Here is a 17,493-nt window from a genome sequence, read left to right as displayed (position 1 = left end):
GCGGTCACGAGTTCTCCCGGGCGGCGAACCGGACCACGCCGACCGAGGTGGCGAAGCCGAGGATGGCGAGCACCACCAGGATCGGCAGGGTGGTCGCGTGCCGGTTGACCGCGGCCTCGGTGCCGACCGCGCCGACGATGATGGCCAGCAGCAGGTCGGTCGCGACCACCCGGTCGAGCAGGGACGGTCCGCGCACGATCCGGAACAGGGCCAGCAACGCCGCGGCGCTGAGCAGCACGGTGACGATCATGACGACGACGGTCATTCGGACGCTCCTTCATCGGTACGTGTGGTCGGTGGTGCGCCGGAAGCCGGCCCATCCGGTGACGGGCCGGAAGCGGGCGGGTCCGAAGCGGGCGGGTCGGAGAAGGGACCGGGTGCGTTCACCAGGCGCAGTTCGGCGGCGGACCCGGTGGCCCGGATGATCCTTCGTTCCAGGGCGAGGACGTCACGCCGTGCCCGCTCGACGTCGACGGTGTCGCGTACGTCGAGCACGTGTACGTAGAGCGTGCCGGTGTCGCGTACCGCCTCGACGATGAGGGTGCCCGGCACCAGGGAGAGCGCCTCGGCGGTGAGGGCCAGGTTCAGGTCCGATCCGACCCGCAGCGGTACGGCGAGGATCGCGCTGCGCGGTGGCGCACCCGGCCGTACCGCGACGAAAGCGACCTGGCAGCTCGCGGTGACCAGTTCGACGAGGAACCGGCCGGCGAACCGGAGCACCGCGACGGGCCGGATCCGCCCATCGAAGGTCACCCGGGGCAGCGGGAAGAAGAGCAGTACGACCAGCGCCACCAGCGTGCCGCCGAGCACGTTCCCCCAGGTGAACTCCCCCCACAGCAGGTTCCAGACCAGCACCAGCCAGATCACGGTGACGAGTTGGTCGCGCCACCGGCCCCGGCTCGTCATCGTCCGGCCGGTGGTGGTCGGAGGTGGGCCGCTCATCGGACGCTCACCGGGAAGACCGCCTCCACGTACGGCGTACGTTGTCTCAGGTCGTCCGCCGCGTCGGTGCTGATCCGGTAGAGCGGCCCGGCGACCACGGTGAGTCCGATGCCGAGCGCGACCAGGGCGAGGGTGGCCCCCACCATGATCGGCGACAGCCCGGCCGGTGCGTCCGGGTCGGCCAGCCGGGGCGCCCGCCAGAAGGCGAGGTTCCAGACCTTCATCGTCGCGTAGAGGGTCAGCAGACTGGTGAGGGTGCCACCGATCACCAGCAGCCAGGGCAGCAGACCCCCGGCGGCGATTCCGGCCTGGAGCAGGCCGAGCTTGCCGAGGAAGCCGGAGAAGGGCGGGATGCCGGCGAGGTTGAGCGCGGGTACGAGGAACAGGATGCCGAGCAGTGGCGCCACCCGGGCCAGTCCGCCCAGCCGGTCGAGGTTGGTGCTGCCGCCGCGTCGTTCGACCAGGCCGGTGGCGAGGAAGAGGGTCGTCTGCACGGTGATGTGGTGCACCACGTAGAAGATCGCCCCGGAGAGCCCGGCCAGCGAGGTCAGCGCCACCCCGAAGATCATGTAGCCGATGTGGCTGAGCAGGGTGAACGAGAGCAGCCGTTTGATGTCCGACTGGGCCACCGCGCCGAGGATGCCGATCACCATGGTGAGGAGCGCGACGATCAGCAGCAGGTCGTCCACCTGCCCGTCGGGGAAGAGCAGCGTCTCGGTACGGATGATCGCGTAGACACCGACCTTGGTGAGCAGGCCGGCGAAGACCGCGGTGACCGGGGCCGGCGCGGTCGGGTAGCTGTCCGGCAACCAGGCCGACAGCGGGAAGACGGCCGCCTTGATCCCGAAGGCGAGCAGCAGCATCAGGTGCAGGACCAGCCGGAGTTCCGCCGGGAGGGCGTCGAGCCGGCCGGCGAGCTGGGCCAGGTTGAGCGTGCCGGTGGCGGCGTAGATCAACCCGATCGCGCTGAGGAAGATCATCGAGGAGAGGAGGCTGACCACCACGTACGTCGTACCGCCACGGATCCGGACCCCGGTCCCGCTCAACGTGATGAGTACGTAGCTCGCGGCCAGCAGCATCTCGAAGCCCACGAAGAGGTTGAACAGGTCGCCGGAGAGGAAGGCGTTGGTCACGCCGGCGGTCAGGACCAGGTAGGTCGGGTGGTAGATGGCCACCGGGCTCGCCTCGTGCCCGTCCGCCCGACCCTCGCCGATGGAGTAGAGCAGCACGCAGAGGGTCACCGCCGCGGAGACCACCAGCATCAGCGCGGAGAGCTGGTCGGCGACGAGCACAATGCCGACCGGCGCCGGCCAGCCGCCGACGTACACCACCAGCGGGCCGTCCCGGGTGGCGAGCGCCAGCAACGCGATCGCGACGGCGAGCGTACCGGCGAGGGCGGTGACGCTGACCATCCGCTGGACGACCGGGTAGCGGGCCAGGACCAGGGTCAACGCGGCGGCCAGCAGCGGGATGACCACCGGCAACGGAACCAGGTGCCTCATCGGGCACCTCCGGGGCGGCGGTGTGGACCGGCCGGCGGTTGACCGTCAGACGGGACGGGACCGGGGCCGCCGGGGGCGGCGGGGTCCGGGCGGGTGAACGGACCGGCCGGACCAGGTACCTGTTCCGGATCGGGGCCGTCGTCCGCACCGGCGACCCGCTCGTCCGCACCGGTCACCTCGTCCCGCTCGGCGAGCACCATGATCCGCTGGTCCTCCAGGTCGTCCTGGACCTCGTCGTGCCCGAACAACTGCCAGCTTCGGTACGCGACCGCCAGCAGGAACGCGGTGATGCCGAGGGTGATCACGATCGCGGTGAGCACCATCGCCTGGGGCAACGGATCACTCATCGCCGCCTCCGGCGTGACCCCGACGATCGGCGGTTCCCCCGACCGACCGCCGAGCAGGATGAGCAGGTTGACCCCGTTGCCGAGCATGATGACGCCGAGCAGCACCCGGGTCAGGCTGCGTTCGAGCAGGAGGGTCACGCCGGCACCGACGAGCACGCCGACGGCCAACGCCTGCACCAGGTTGGGGATCATGTCAGCTCCCGCTCACGCAAGGGTTCCAGCTCCGTTTCCGGTCCGATTCCGGCCTCGATCTGCCGGTCCACCTCGGCGCCGAGGCTGCGCAGGACATCCAGCACCAGGCCGACCACGATCAGATAGACGCCGAGGTCGAAGAAGAGCGACGTGACCAGGTGCACCTCGCCGACCACCGGCAGGACCAGGTCGACCACGGCGCTCTGCAACACGTCGACGCCGAGCAGCAGGGCCAGGACGCCGGCGCCGACCGAGACGAAGAGCCCGGCGCCGAGCACCATGCCGGCGTCGACCGGTGCCGCCTCGTCCAACTCGAAGCGCCCCCCGGCGAAGTAGCGCACGGCGAGGGCCAGCCCAGCGACCAACCCGCCGCTGAACCCGCCGCCGGGTGCGTTGTGCCCGGAGAAGACCAGGTACAGCGAGAAGAGCACGATGGTGTGGAAGATCAGCCGGGTGACCACCTCGAAGACGATCGAACGACGACGGTCCCGCAGGGTCGGTCCGGCCCGCAGCCAGACCCGTTCCCGCCGTCGGTCGGAGCGGCTGTGCGCACGTCGACCCACATTCGGCCGACGCGGGCCGGGGCCGGCCCGAGGTCGCTGGAAGATCAGGCTCGCCACCCCGGTCGCCGCCACCACCAGCACCGCGATCTCTCCCATCGTGTCCCAGGCCCGGATGTCGACCAGGGTCACGTTGACGATGTTGCGGCCGTGACCGTACGAGACGGCGAGTTCAGCGAAGTCGACCGAGATCGGCACCGCCTTCCGGCCACCCGCCGCGACGAGCGCGAGTCCGGTCATGACCAGCCCGACCGCCGTACCGATGGCGACCCGCAGCCACCGGCTGCGACGCAGCGGCCGGGCCGAGAAGTTGGCCGGGAACCGGCGCAGGACCAGAACGAACATCACGATCGAGACGGTCTCGACGAGGAACTGGGTGAGCGCCAGATCGGGAGCGCCGTTGAGGACGAACATCATCGCCGTGCCGTAACCGGTGACCCCGACCAGGATCATCGCGGTGAGCCGGCGACGGGCCCGGACGGTGAGTACGGCGGCGGTGATGAGCACTCCTGCGATCATCAACTGCACCGGGCTCTGCCAGAGCGTGATCCGTTCCGGCCAGGGACGGCCGAGCAGCAGCGCACCGCCCGGCACGACCACCAGGACCACCAGGATGGTGCCGAGGTACTGCGGCAGCGAGCCGCGCTGGGTGGCGCCGGTGACCTCCACCGCGACCCGGTCGAGCCAGTACGTGGTCCGCTCGTAGGCGACCCCGCCGTCGAACGGGGCGCGCAGCCGGGCGACGATCGGCGCGAACCGGTCGCGCAGCGCGAAGAGCAGCCCGCCCGCGGCGAGCGCGACCAGGGAGAGAGCGACCGCCAGGCCGGGTCCGTGCCAGATCCCGAGGTGGTACTTTCCCGGACCGAACCGCCCGGCGTACGGGACGAGCAGGACGTCGACCGGCCCGGCCAGTACCCCCGTCACCAGCCCGGCCAGGGCGAGCACTGCGACCGGGGCGAGCATGGTCGGCGCCACCGGTCGGGTCGGGGTCGGCGGCTGGCCGGTCTTGCCGGCGAACGCGCCCCAGAGGAAACGCAGGCTGTAGGCAACGGTCAGGGTCGCGCCGGCGACCAGGACGGCAAGCAGGAGCGGATCGTGCCGGAACGCCTCGAACAACGCCTCCTTGCCGACGAAGCCGAGCAGCGGCGGCACCCCGGCCATCGACGCGGCGGCGAGTACGGCGGCGGCGCAGACCAGCGGCATCCGTCGCCAGAGCCCGGAGAGCGAAGGCAGCTCACGGGTGCCGGCGCTGTGGTCGACGATGCCGACGACGAGGAAGAGCGCCGACTTGAACAGGGCGTGGGCGAGCAGCATGGCGGTGCCGGCGAGAGCGGCGTCCCTGGTCCCCTCACCGGTCAGGACGAACAGCAGCCCCAGTTGGCTGACCGTGCCGTACGCCAGCAGCAGCTTCAGGTCGGTCTGGCGCAGCGCGGCCCAGCCACCGGCGAGCATGGTGACCACCCCGGCGACGAGCGTCATCGGCCGCCAGGGCGTGGCGGTGGCCAACAGCGGGGCGAGCAGAGCCACCAGATAGACGCCGGCCTTGACCATGGCCGCCGCGTGCAGGTAGGCGCTGACCGGGGTGGGGGCGGCCATCGCGGCCGGCAGCCAGAAGCTGACCGGGAAGATCGCCGACTTGGTCAACGCGCCGACCAGGATCAGCACCACGACGGCGGTGAGGGCGCCGCCGGTCGGCAGCGGCGCGTCGCCCAGTTCGGAGATTCGGTACGTGCCGGCGTGCTCGCCGAGCATGATCAGGCCGATCAGCATGGCGAGTCCGCCGGCGCTGGTGACGACGAGCGCCTGGGACGCGGCCCGGCGGCTGGCCCACTTCTCCGGGTGCTGACCGATCAGGAGGTAGGAGCAGACCGTGGTCAGTTCCCAGAAGACGTAGAGCAGGACCAGGTTGTCGGTGACGACCAGGCCGAGCATGGCACCGGCGAAGCCGACGAAGGTGGCGGCGAACCGGCCGAGTCCCGGGGAGTCGGCGGCGAAGTAGTGGGCGCAGTAGACCAGCACCAGGGCGCCGACCCCACCGACCAGGAGGAGCATCAGCCAGGAGAGGGTGTCGACGCGCAGCGCCAGCTCCAGGTGGAGTTGGCTGACCCAGCCGTACGTCTCGGTCACCGAGCCGCCGCCACGGACCGTACCGGTCTGGGCCACCGCCCAGCCGAAGGTGGCCGCCGGGGCGAGCGCCAGCGGGTAGCAGGCGCGGCGACCCCACCAACGGACGAGCAGTGGCGCGATCAGCGCCAGCGCGAGGTGGAGGCTCAGCAGCACCAGCATGCGTTCTCCAGGTAGAGGTCATCGCAGGCCCTTGTCCAAGGGTCTGTGGCTACAGGGGGTCAGACGGTCGAAACAGCGATAATGCCGGCGAATAACGAATCTCGGCTCAAAGTTCACGTACGGGTAGAGCGCCGGGCCACTCGGGGGTGGGTGCCCCCGGGCGGAGCGACGTACCCGGAAGAGAAAGAAGGGTGAGCCGGTGCGGACCGGGCCCGCCAGGCGGCGATCAGCCGGGGGACGCGGTCGCGGTGGTGCCGGTCGGGATCAGGCCGGCGGGGCGCGGCTGGACGGCCCCGGTACGGTCCGTGCCCGCGGCTCGGCCTGGTCCACCCCGCGCGGCGCCTCGGCGACCGCCGAAACGTTCGGCGCGGTGACCGCCGCGACGGCCACGGCGAACAACTCCGGGGCGGGCGGCGGCAGGTCCCGCAGATTCACCCCGGGTACGGCGGACCGGCGGGAGCCGGTCTCCTGGTCCTCCCGGCCGAGCGCCGAGTGGGCCTGGTGCAGCGCGGCACCGATCGAGGCGTGCGGGGTGGCCAGCGCGCCGGCCGGGGTGTCGGCCGAACCCGCGCCGTGAACCGCGACCAGTGACAGGAGGGTGACCAGGACGGCGACGAGCAACCGGCCGACCGGCCGGTGCGTCAGGCGCCCGTCCCACATGGCGTGCGTCTCCCCGTCCGGTCGCTGTTCGGATCGATCCCCATCCGATCGATCGTCGGCGTGTCCGGGCCCGGGCGATCGTCGGCGCGTGCAGTCTACCGGGTGCGCCCACCACCGCCCGGCGCCGCCAACGCGGCCGGTCGTCGTCACTCACGCGCCACCGGTCGTCGTCACTCACGCGCCACCGGCCGTCCGGTCGTCACCCGCGCCCGGTCAGTCCGATGTGGAGCCGACCAGGAGGTCGGGTCGGCCGAGTTGGAGCACGACCCGGTTGACCAGGTGCTGCGCCGCGGTCAGGGAGCGGACCGGGACGAGGGGGCCACGCCCCTCGCGGCGCAGGACGAAGTAGTGCACCGCGGCGCGTACCTGGGCCCGGTCGGCCGCACTGGCCTGGGCGGTGTCGAGCACCAGTACGCGCAGACAGGCGCCGACCCGCTCGGCGAGTTCGAGATCGGCGCCGCGCAACCCGAGCCGGAGCGCGGCCAGGTGGCCGTCGACCTTACGGATCAGCACATCGGTTCCGCGCTGCGTGGCACGCTCGGCATCCTGCCTGGTGCCGTGCTGTTCGGCGGTCATCCGGCCCCTCCCGTACCGACCTCGGGTTGCCGGAGAAATTACTTTATGTCGCAGTCCGCCAGCAAGCAGTTAAGTGACACTTAACGTAGGAACCATCCTTTAAGTGCATAACTCCGACAACTCGCCACCGCCAGGCGTCGATTGTCGTAACGAGCGGGCAGGATTGGCCGCATGGCCGAGGTGCTGGAACAGTTCGGGGTGGCGACGCGGGAATGGTTCGCCGCCGCGTTCGCCGCACCCACCGCCGCCCAGGCCGGAGCCTGGCGTTCGATCGGCGCCGGCCGCAACGCCCTCGTCGTCGCGCCGACCGGATCCGGCAAGACCCTCGCCGCCTTCCTCTGGTCCCTGGACCAACTGGCCCGTGACCCACTCCCGGACGATCCCCGGCACCGCTGCCGTGTGCTCTACGTCAGCCCGTTGAAGGCGCTCGCCGTCGACGTCGAGCGCAACCTGCGCACCCCACTCGCCGGCATCCGGCAGGCCGCCACCCGACTCGGACTCCCCCCACCCGAGATCACCGTAGGGATGCGTACCGGCGACACCCCGGCCGACGAACGACGCGCGTTCGCGCGTGTCCCACCGGACATCCTCATCACCACGCCCGAGTCGCTCTTCCTGCTGCTCACCTCGGCCGCCCGGGACTCCCTGCGCGGCGTGCGGACGGTGATCGTCGACGAGGTGCACGCGGTCGCCGCCACCAAACGCGGCGCCCACCTGGCGCTCTCCCTCGAACGCCTCGACGCGCTGCTGCCCCAACCGGCCCAGCGGATCGGGCTCTCCGCCACGGTCCGCCCGATCGACGCCACCGCCCGCTTCCTCGCCGGAGCCCGACCCGTGGACGTGGTGCAGCCCCGCACCCCGAAGACCATCGAGGTGACCGTCGAGGTGCCGGTCGAGGACATGACCCGGCTCGACGAACGGGATCCGCAGCCCGACGACGAACTCGGCACCCCGCGCCGCGCCTCGATCTGGCCAGCGGTCGAGGAACGGGTCTTCGCACTGATCCGGGCACACCGCTCGACCATCGTCTTCACCAACTCCCGGCGCGGCGCGGAACGCTTCTGCGCCCGACTCAACGAACTCGCCGCCGAGCAGGTCGACGCGCCACCCACCCCGTCCGACGGACCGACCGCCGACGCACCCGCCCTCGCCGCCGGGCCGCCCCGCACCACCCCGGCCGCGCCGGCCGAGCGGCTGCCAGCGGAAATCATGGCCCAGTCCGGCGCCGCCACCGGTGCCCCACCGGTGATCGCCCGCGCCCACCACGGCAGCGTCTCGCGCGAGGAACGCAAGCACATCGAGGAGGCGCTCAAGAGCGGCCAACTGCCGGCCGTGGTCGCCACCTCCAGCCTGGAACTCGGCATCGACATGGGCGCCGTCGACCTCGTGGTGCAGATCGAGGCACCGCCGAGCGTCGCCGCCGGCCTGCAACGGGTCGGCCGAGCCGGACACCAGGTCGGTGCGGTCTCCCGGGGAGTCGTCTTCCCCAAACACCGCGGCGACCTGATCTCCTGCGCGGTGGTCGCGCAACGGATGGGCGACGGGGCGATCGAGGAACTGCACTACCCACGCAACCCGCTGGACGTACTGGCCCAGCAGATCATCGCGATGGTCGCGCTGGACGAGTGGCGGCTGCCCGACCTCGCCGCCCTGGTCCGCCGCGCCGCCCCCTTCGCCGAACTGCCCGACTCCGCCCTGCACGCGGTGCTGGACATGCTCTCCGGGCGCTACCCGTCGACCGCCTTCGCCGAACTGCGTCCCCGGCTGGTCTGGGACCGCGGCACCGACCTGCTCACCGGCCGCCCCGGCGCCCAGCGACTCGCCGTCACCAGCGGTGGCACCATCCCCGACCGGGGCCTGTTCGGGGTCTTCCTCGCCGGGGCCGAACGGGCCGCCCGGGTCGGCGAACTGGACGAGGAGATGGTCTACGAGTCGCGGATCGGTGACGTCTTCCTGCTCGGCTCCTCCTCCTGGCGGATCGAGGACATCACCCCGGACCGGGTGCTGGTCTCCCCCGCCCCCGGCCAGGCAGCCCGGATGCCGTTCTGGAAGGGCGACAGCCTCGGCCGCCCGATCGAGCTGGGCCGGGCCATCGGCGCCCGACTACGCGCCCTCGTACGCCAGGACGACGAGGCGGCCACCGCGAGCCTGCGCGACGGCGGGCTGGACGCCTGGGCGGCCGGCAACCTCATCGCGTACCTGCGCGAACAACGCGAGGCGACCCGGGCGCTGCCCGACGACCGGACCGTGGTGGTCGAGCGCTTCCGCGACGAACTCGGCGACTGGCGGCTGACCGTGCACTCCGTCCTCGGCGCACGGGTCAACGGCCCCTGGGCGCTCGCCATCGGCCGCCGGCTGGCCGAACGATACGGCGTGGACGCCCAGGTCGTACCGAGCGACGACGGCATCGTGGTGCGGCTGCCCGACACCGCCGACGAGCCGCCCGGCGCGGACCTGGTCGGCTTCGACCCGGACGAGATCGGGCAACTGGTGCAGGAGGCGGTGGGCGGCTCGGCCATGTTCGCCGCCCGGTTCCGGGAGTGCGCCGCCCGGGCACTCCTGCTGCCCCGACGCGACCCGCGCCGCCGGCAACCCCTCTGGCAGCAGCGGCAACGCGCCGCGCAACTACTCGACGTGGCCCGCGAGTACGCCGACTTCCCGATCACCCTGGAAGCGGCCCGCGAATGCCTCCAGGACATCTTCGACGTACCGGCACTGGTCGGGCTGATGCGCGACCTGGCCGCCCGGAAGATCCGACTGGTCGAGGTGGAGACCACCCAACCGTCGCCGTTCGCCCGCTCACTGCTCTTCGGCTACGTCGGCGCCTTCCTCTACGAGGGCGACGCGCCACTGGCCGAACGCCGGGCCGCCGCGCTCGCCCTCGACTCGGCTCTGCTCGGTGAACTGCTCGGCCGTGTCGACCTACGGGAACTGCTGGACCCCGGGGTGGTCGCCGAAACCGAACGACAACTGCAGTGGCTGACCGAGCAACGCCGGCCCCGCGACGCCGAGGACGTGGTCGAACTGCTCCGGCTCCTCGGCGACCGCAGCGAAGCCGAACTGGTCGAACGCGGTGCCTTGCCGCAGTGGCTGACCGACCTGGAGGCGAGTCGCCGAATCCTGCGGGTGCGGATCGCCGGTACGGAACGCTGGATCGGGGTCGAGGACGCCGGCCGTTTCCGGGACGCGCTCGGCGTGGCGCTCCCGGTCGGTGTCGCGCAGGCGTACCTGGAGCCGGTCGTCGACCCGCTCGGTGACCTGGTCGCCCGGTTCGCCCGTACGCACGGTCCGTTCGCGGCGGCCACCTGCGCCGCCCGGTTCGGACTCGGGGTCTTCGTGGTGGAACAGGCGCTGCGCCGACTCGCGGCGACCGGTCAGGTCGTCTCCGGCGAGTTCTCGCCCAACGGCACCGGCACCGAGTGGTGCGGAGCCGAGGTGCTGCGGCTGCTCCGGCGCCGCTCCCTGGCCGCGTTGCGGCGGGAGATCGAACCGGTGCCGCCCCGGACCCTGGCCACCTTCCTGCCCCGTTGGCAGCAGGTCGGTGGCAACGCCCGAGGCGTGGAGGCGGTCGCCGCCGCCATCGAGCAGTTGCAGGGCGTCGCCGTGCCCGCCTCCGCCCTGGAGAGCCTGATCCTGCCCGCCCGGGTCGCCGACTACTCCCCGGCGTACCTGGACGAACTCTGCGCCAGCGGCGAGGTGACCTGGGCCGGAACCGGGGCGATCGGTGGCGCCGACGGCTGGGTCAGCCTCGCGTACGCCGATGCCGCGCCGCTGCTGCTGCCGGCACCCGACGCGTCACTCGCCCTCACCCCGCTGCACCAGGCGGTGCTCGACGCACTCGGCGACGGGCAGGCGCTCTTCTTCCGGGCGTTGGCCGACCGGGTTGGCGCCACGGACGACGATCCGCTGGTCGCCGCCGTCTGGGAACTCGCCTGGGCCGGCTGGCTCACCAACGACACCATCGCCCCGCTGCGGTCCCTGCTCGGCGGCCGGGGTGCGCACCGGGCCCGCCCCGGTGCGCCCCGCACCCGCTACCGGCGCCCCGGGCGGCCGGTGCTGCCGGCGCGGGGCGGCCCACCTGCGGTCGCCGGCCGCTGGTCTCGGCTCCCTGACCGGGACACCGACCCGACTCGGCGGGCCGCGGCCCTGGCCGACCTGCTCCTGGAACGGCACGGGCTGGTGACCCGGGGCGCGGTCGCGGCCGAGGGGGTGACCGGTGGCTTCGCGGCCGTCTACCCGGTGCTGGTGGCGATGGAGGAACGGGGTGCCGCCCGGCGCGGCTACTTCGTCGAGGGACTCGGAGCGGCCCAGTTCGCCGTACCGGGGGCGGTGGACCGGCTGCGTGCGCTGGCCGAGCCGGACGACGGCCGCCGCCGGTCGGGGGCGGCGGTGGTGCTCGCCGCGACCGACCCGGCCAACCCGTACGGGGCGGCCCTGCCCTGGCCGGAACGGGTGGTCGACACCGGTGACGGTGAGCGCGGTACGAGTGGGCACCGGGCCGGGCGCAAGGCCGGTGCGCTGGTCATCCTGGTCGCTGGTGGACTGGCCCTGTACGTCGAACGCGGTGGCCGTACCCTGCTCTCCTTCACCGACGACGAGGAGTCGCTGCGCCTGGCGGCGAAGGCGCTCGCCGACGCGGTGCACTCCGGGGCACTCGGCGCCCTGTCGGTCGAGCGGGCCGACGGCGAGGCGGTGCACTCGTCACCGCTGGCGGCGGCGCTCACCGACGCCGGTTTCCGTGCCACCCCACGCGGTCTGCGCCTGCGGGGCTGACCCGGCCGGTACGTGACGGGGCCCGGCCGCCGTCGGCGACCGGGCCCCGTCCGCGCTGCTACAGGTTCACCAGGAACATGAACTGGCTCTCGTCGGTGGTGCTGCCGTCGGCCTTCTTACCCGACACGTACAGGTAGTGCACGCTGGAGGTGGTCGGGGTGTAGACGACCGAGGCCCTGCCCTCGGCGTCGGCGGGCACGGTGATGGGCTCCTCGCCGTCCACCCGGTAGGTGAACTCGACGATCCCGGGAGTGCCGTCACTGAACACGAACGTGCCCGGTACGCCGACACCGCCGGCCCAGACGTTGCTGGGGTAGTCGGTGGACGTGACCAGCGGCGCGGTGCCGACCAGGAACCGGTACTCGGTCACCGGGGAGAACTGTCCGGCGGCGGTCACGCTCCGGACCCGGAGCAGGTTCTCGCCGTTACGGTCCGGGGTGATGCTGAAGTGCGTCGTCACCCCGTCAATGGCCGCCGCCAGGGTTTGCTCCGCACCGTCGTTGATCTGGTAGCGGTACTCGACCACCTCGGGGAAGAGCTGGGTGCTGAAGGACATGGAGCCCGGCACCCCGATCCCGCCCCAGGTGCGCCAGTCGGCGTACTGACCGCTGACCCAGACCAGCGGGTCGCGCACGATGAAGGAGAACATCCGGGTCTCGGACACGGTGCCGTCCGCGCTGACGCTGGTCACGTCAAGCGGTTGGTATCCGGGGTTGGTGGGCGTGTACGTGACCGTGGCGATGCCGTCGGCACCGGCCGCGACGGTCTGCTCCTCACCGTAGGAGAACGTGTAGCGGTACTCCACGGTCTCCGGAAGTCCCGGTTGGAAGCGGAAGGTGGCGAGTTGGCCGGTCTGCCCACCGTCCCCGTCCGGTTCCTCGATCCAGGTCACGATCGGGCCGGAGCTGATCTGGAAGGGCCATTCCCGGGCCGGTGACAGGGTGCCGTCGAGGTGGCGGCTCTGTACGACCACCGTGTGGTCCCCCGCACGCTGCGGGGTGTAGGTGACCCGGGCGGAACCGAACTCGGCGGGCGTGCTCAGCTCGGGACCGTCGTCCACCTTGTACACGAAGCCCGCCACGTCCGGCATCCGGGTGTCGAACTGCAGCTCGATCGGTTGACCGACGCCGTCGCGCCGGGGCCAGCTCACCAGGTCGTGCGAGTAGACCCCCGGTCGGGGGTCGATGACGCCGAAGCTGTACCCGGTGCTCTCCGAGACGGCACCATCGGCCCTGACCGCCCGCACCCAGAGGGTCTGGTAACCCGCCTCGACCGGGGTCCAGGTCAGCACGGCGCTTCCGTCGCCGGCCGCGTCGATCCGCTGCTGCTCGCCGTGGTCGAACGAGTAGGTGTACGCGGTGATCTCGGTGTTGCGGGGCCGGAAGGTGAAGGTCCCGGCACGTCCGACCACCCCTTCGCGGTCGAAGGAGAAGTCAGCCGATTCGACATTCGGTGCGTCGTCCACCCGGATCGTGGTGGTGGTCACCCCGATCACCTTGTTCCGCGCGTACGTGCGGGCGGTCAACTGGGGGTACCCGGACTCGGTGAAGGTCACCTCCGCCTGACCCGCACCGTTGACGGCGGGGAACCGGACCTCCGGCCCACCGTCGAACTGGTAGCTGAAGCCGGTGGCCTCCGGCGCCGACGACTGCATCTTCACCGTGCTCGGCAGGTGCAGACCGGCGACGTCGACCGTCACGCCCGGTGCCGTCCGCCGGACGTAGAACTCGTACTCGCGCTCCGGTCCGGCGTTGCCGGCGGCGTCGAGCGCGGTGACCCGGAACCAGATGGGGCCGTCCCGCCTCGGGGTGTAGGTGATCGTCGCGGGGCCGCCGGGCCGACGCGCGGCGACGCGCTCGACGATGCCCGAACCGTCGCTCCAGCGGTACGCGACCACGTCCCGGTCACCCTCGGCGTCGAAACGGAACTTGCCCGGTACGCCCGGTCCGCCGCCGTCGACGGGCGACGACGGGTCGACCGTCTCCGGGTACGTGGTGGAGATGACCACCGGCGCCTTGGTCGGTGCCTCCCGGTCGATCTCCAGGTAGCAGGGCTTGGTCCAGGCGGAGTAGTCCTGGTTGTCGTAGCCCCGGGCCGCCCAGGCGAGCACTGTCCCGTGCGGATGGGCGCTCAGGTCCGGGTTGCCGCGCACCGTGCCGTCACCGTAGGACGAGCCGCCGATCTCCTGACGCTGCTGCGGATCGGTCACCGGCCAGGTCGCGAACTGTCCGGACAGGAACGCGAACTGGTCCCGGTCGGACACCTTGGCGGCGAGTGTCGAGTAGTGGTTCACCTTCGAGGGGCGGTTGCGGGTGCCACAGCCGGCGTCCGGCGACTCCAGACGCGCGTCGGCGATCGTCGGCGGGTGGTTCGACGAGATGGTGAGCGACGGGCGGTTACGGAAGGTGCGTCCGAGCGCCGGGTCCGTCTCACGGGCCTGCGGGATGCGCAGCTCGAAGGTGATCTTGGCGTCGCGGCGGGCGAGCGCGGCGTTGACGGCCGGCACGACGTCGTAGCCGAACCCGGACGGGCACTCGCCGACCCCGCCGAGTGTCTGTTCGCCGATCCGCTCCAGTTCGGCCGGCGCCCGCTTCCACGAGGTCTGTTCCTTGATCGGACCGGTACGCCACAGCTCGACCGGGGCCTCGACGGCGCAGTCCGTCACGGATCGCTCCGGGGCGTAGACGGTGGCCTGGTGGACGACCTGACCCTTCAGGCTGGTCAGGTCGTAGGTGAAGTAGAACCGGGAGGTGTGCGCGTTTCCGTCGGCGTCCCTGCGGGTGCCGACCGGAACGTCCACCGACGGGTTGACGAAGCTGGCCTTCGGTTGGTGGGAGTCCGTGTACGCCCAGGTGGTCGGGGCGAGGGTGGCGTAGGCGGCGGACGCCGCCGGGGCCTCGACCACGACGGCGCAGCCGAGGGCGAGGCCGATCACGATCGACCGGGTGACAAGTTTTCGCACAGGAATCACTCGCTACCTCCGTAGCATCGACTGTCCTGAGGGGATTGCGGCGAACGGATCCTACGAACGAGTGTGCGACAGGCGCGCACGTCTTTCGATCAGTGCGGCCAGCACCGGCATCGATCCCCGACGGACGTGCCGTCGCCGGACGACTGCGGGCGTGGGGCCGCTCACCCCCGCCGGGTCATGATCCGCACGGTGACGGCCAGGCCGAGCAGGCACCAGACGGCGAGTACGGCGAACGGCGCCGCGCCGATCCCGTCGGCGGGTACGGCGAGGGTGTCCCGTACCGCTTCGGCCATGTACTGGAACGGCAGCACTTGGTGCACGGCTCGCAGCCATTCGGGCAGTCGTTCGGCCGGGAAGTTGACCGGGGAGAACATCAGGGACACGAAGACGATCAGTTGGGCGATCAGGTTCGCGACCGTCGGGGAGGTGCCGTAGGCGATCGCGTACCCGATCGCGGTCGCGGTCAGGGCGACGAGGAGGACCGCCACCACGACCAGCGGGCTGACGTCGAGCGTGATGTCGAACCGGAGCGTAGCGGTGAACAGCGCCAGGACCAGGCCGGGCAGGGCGCTGAGCAGCCAGATGCTGAGATCTGCGGCGAGGATCGCCGAGCGTGGCACCGGGAGCGTGCGGTTGTGGTCGAAGGTGCCGGCCGTCTTCGCCTCCGCGACGAGCTGCGGGGCGAGCACCATGCCGACGGTGATCAGTCCGAGGGTGGGCGCCCCGGTCGACAGGTAGAGCGCGGTTTGCTGGTCCATCGCGGGCACCAGGAAGGAGAAGCCGATCACGATGCCGACCGCGAGCATGGTCTGGATGATCACCATCAACGGCAGGGTGTGCCGGAGCCGGATCGCGCTCCAGCGCAGCAGGAGCAGATAGCTACGCGACCAGTGCCGCATGGTCGGCCTCCTCACTGGAACTGGTCAGACCCACGTAGACGTCTTCGAGGCTGACCGGGTGCAGGGCGAACTGGGCGATGGTGCCGGCGGCGCGCAGGCGCAGCGCCCAGGCAACCGCGGGTTCGGTGTGCTCCGTGGCGATCGGGAGCAGGAGACGGCGGCCGGTCACGGTGCCGACGCCGGCCCAGCCGGGCGACTCGGGGGGTGGCAACCCGGGGGTGAGGGTCAGTTCCAGCCGCAGCTCGGCGGCGGACCGGTCGCGTAGTTCGGTGGGGGTGCCGGTGGCCAGGGCCCGCCCGTGGTCGAGGACGACCACCCGGTCCACGCTCCGCTCGGCCTCGGCGACGTTGTGGGTGACCAGGATGACCGCGCAGCCGTTGTCGGCGAGGACGCGTACTTGCTGCCAGAGCAGGCGGCGGCGGACCGGGTCGACGTCGTTCGTCGGCTCGTCGAGCATCACCAGGCGGCCCGGCTCGACCACCGCCATGCAGAACGCGGTGAGCCGACGGATGCCCCCGGAGAGCCGCTCCCCTGGTACGTCCGCCCACTCGGCGAGGTCGAGCGCGTCGAGGAGCGCGGCGGTGCGCTGCCGTACGTGGTGCCGCGCTCCGCCACGGATACGCCCCAGGAGCTCGATCGCCTGGCGTGGACTGACACCGGTCAGCGGTGCCTGTGACTGGAGTTGGACGGAGCAGACCTGGCGTGCGTACGCCGGGTGGGCGACCGGGTCGCGTCCCGCCAGCAGCAGCGTCCCCGAGGTCGGCCGGACCAGGCCGGCGACCTGACCGAGCAGGGTGGTCTTGCCGGCTCCGTTGTGCCCGAGCAGGCCGAGTACCTCCCCTTCGCCCACGTCGAGGGAGAGGTCGTCGTTGGCGCGGATTCCACCTCGGTAGATCTTCGTCAGGTGTGTGACGTGCAGCATCGACACCACTCCTTCAGATACCATTCGGTACTCGGATACCGATGAGTATCCGGATACCGCTAAGTATGTCAACTAACGGAGGTGTGGCAGGATCAGGACATGAGCGATCGACTGACCCGGGCGCAGCAGCAACAACGCACCCGCCAGCAACTGCTCGACGCGGCGGAGACGCTCTTCGGCGAGCGCGGCATCCACCGGACCTCACTCGACGAGGTGGCCACCGAGGCAGGGCTGACCAAGGGCGCCATCTACGCCAACTTCGAGGGCAAGAGCGGCCTCGTGGCGGCGATCCTCGAACGACGACTCAGCGACGACCACCCGGCGTACGCCGGGTCGCCGGTGGAACCGGACGTCTCGTTCGCCGGCTGGCTGCACCACCTCGGCACCGACTACGACGCCAACCTGCCGCTGCCGGAGGTGAGGCGTTTCGCGATGGCGGTGGTCGAGTTCTGGCTCTACGGAATGCGTACCCCGCAGGCCCGCGAGTCGATCGCGCAGTGGCTGCGCGCGGTCCGGCAGGCCAACGCCAAGGAGATCACCGAACGGCTCGCCGGCCAGCCGCCGATCCCCGCCGAGCAGCTCGCCGCCCTGATGACCGCGCTCGACGTCGGGGTCGCCTTCCAGCACCTGATCGATCCCGAGGCGGTTCCCCCCGAGGTCTACAGCCACGGCCTCACCGCGATCCTCGGCCCCCACGCGACCCCACCCGACACCGGGGAGACCCCGACGCCGAACCCGAGACCGGGCGCACGAGAGTGAGCCGCTCGGCCCAGCCCCCACATCCGGCGCCCGCCAGCCGCTCCGCGTCGCCCAGCCGGGCGACCGCGACGGCCGACGGCAAGCGTCCAGCGCGGCGTGCGCCC

12 protein-coding genes are annotated in these 17,493 nt (G+C 71.7%); 2 read left to right on the top strand and 10 right to left on the bottom strand.

Annotated features, from left to right (window positions below; translation table 11 throughout):
- Positions 1–4: 4 nt before the first annotated feature.
- The 7 genes from ACIBF5_RS10625 to ACIBF5_RS10595 all read right to left on the bottom strand — a co-directional run bounded on the left by ACIBF5_RS10625 (position 5) and on the right by ACIBF5_RS10595 (position 7,065).
- A complete protein-coding gene (locus tag ACIBF5_RS10625; RefSeq protein WP_396810223.1) occupies positions 5–265 on the bottom strand; it encodes a monovalent cation/H+ antiporter complex subunit F in 261 nt (86 codons plus the stop codon).
- Entirely contained in the window at positions 262–942 is a 681-nt protein-coding gene (locus tag ACIBF5_RS10620; RefSeq protein ID WP_396810221.1) for a Na+/H+ antiporter subunit E, read from the bottom strand. The genes ACIBF5_RS10625 and ACIBF5_RS10620 overlap by 4 nt, the downstream gene beginning before the upstream one ends.
- The gene (locus ACIBF5_RS10615; protein WP_396810219.1) at positions 939–2,444 is read right to left on the bottom strand and encodes a Na+/H+ antiporter subunit D; all 1,506 of its coding nucleotides are present in this window, start codon (positions 2,442–2,444) and stop codon (positions 939–941) included. The genes ACIBF5_RS10620 and ACIBF5_RS10615 overlap by 4 nt, the downstream gene beginning before the upstream one ends.
- The gene (locus ACIBF5_RS10610) at positions 2,441–2,983 is read right to left on the bottom strand and encodes a Na(+)/H(+) antiporter subunit C (protein WP_396810217.1); all 543 of its coding nucleotides are present in this window, start codon (positions 2,981–2,983) and stop codon (positions 2,441–2,443) included. Before ACIBF5_RS10610 ends, ACIBF5_RS10615 begins: the two co-directional genes overlap by 4 nt.
- Positions 2,980–5,829, bottom strand: a complete 2,850-nt coding sequence (locus tag ACIBF5_RS10605; RefSeq protein ID WP_396810215.1) for a Na+/H+ antiporter subunit A — start codon at positions 5,827–5,829, stop codon at positions 2,980–2,982. Before ACIBF5_RS10605 ends, ACIBF5_RS10610 begins: the two co-directional genes overlap by 4 nt.
- A gap of 264 nt (positions 5,830–6,093) precedes the next feature.
- Positions 6,094–6,489: a hypothetical protein gene (locus ACIBF5_RS10600; protein WP_396810214.1), complete on the bottom strand. Its 396-nt coding sequence runs from the start codon at positions 6,487–6,489 to the stop codon at positions 6,094–6,096.
- A 213-nt stretch (positions 6,490–6,702) separates the two neighbouring features.
- Positions 6,703–7,065: a hypothetical protein gene (locus ACIBF5_RS10595; protein ID WP_396810212.1), complete on the bottom strand. Its 363-nt coding sequence runs from the start codon at positions 7,063–7,065 to the stop codon at positions 6,703–6,705.
- A 171-nt stretch (positions 7,066–7,236) separates the two neighbouring features.
- On the opposite strand from ACIBF5_RS10595, the gene ACIBF5_RS10590 reads away from it, so the two are divergent.
- Entirely contained in the window at positions 7,237–11,838 is a 4,602-nt protein-coding gene (locus tag ACIBF5_RS10590; protein WP_396810210.1) for an ATP-dependent helicase, read from the top strand.
- A gap of 58 nt (positions 11,839–11,896) precedes the next feature.
- Here ACIBF5_RS10590 and ACIBF5_RS10585 read toward each other — a convergent pair whose 3' ends face one another.
- The 3 genes from ACIBF5_RS10585 to ACIBF5_RS10575 form a co-directional block, all read right to left on the bottom strand.
- Positions 11,897–14,809, bottom strand: a complete 2,913-nt coding sequence (locus tag ACIBF5_RS10585; protein ID WP_396810208.1) for a hypothetical protein — start codon at positions 14,807–14,809, stop codon at positions 11,897–11,899.
- Positions 14,810–14,970: 161 nt separating this feature from the next.
- The gene (locus ACIBF5_RS10580; RefSeq protein ID WP_396810206.1) at positions 14,971–15,708 is read right to left on the bottom strand and encodes an ABC transporter permease; all 738 of its coding nucleotides are present in this window, start codon (positions 15,706–15,708) and stop codon (positions 14,971–14,973) included.
- Positions 15,689–16,630: an ATP-binding cassette domain-containing protein gene (locus tag ACIBF5_RS10575; protein WP_396810204.1), complete on the bottom strand. Its 942-nt coding sequence runs from the start codon at positions 16,628–16,630 to the stop codon at positions 15,689–15,691. Before ACIBF5_RS10575 ends, ACIBF5_RS10580 begins: the two co-directional genes overlap by 20 nt.
- Positions 16,631–16,729: 99 nt before the next feature.
- On the opposite strand from ACIBF5_RS10575, the gene ACIBF5_RS10570 reads away from it, so the two are divergent.
- A complete protein-coding gene (locus tag ACIBF5_RS10570; protein ID WP_396810202.1) occupies positions 16,730–17,389 on the top strand; it encodes a TetR/AcrR family transcriptional regulator in 660 nt (219 codons plus the stop codon).
- Positions 17,390–17,493 lie beyond the last annotated feature (104 nt).

Origin of the sequence: Micromonospora sp. NPDC050417, from assembly GCF_044458865.1 — a bacterium.
In the GTDB taxonomy this organism is placed as follows: Bacteria; Actinomycetota; Actinomycetes; order Mycobacteriales; family Micromonosporaceae; genus Micromonospora_G.
Note: the sequence above shows the minus strand (reverse complement) of the source record. Positions and strands in the feature narration are given on the sequence as shown.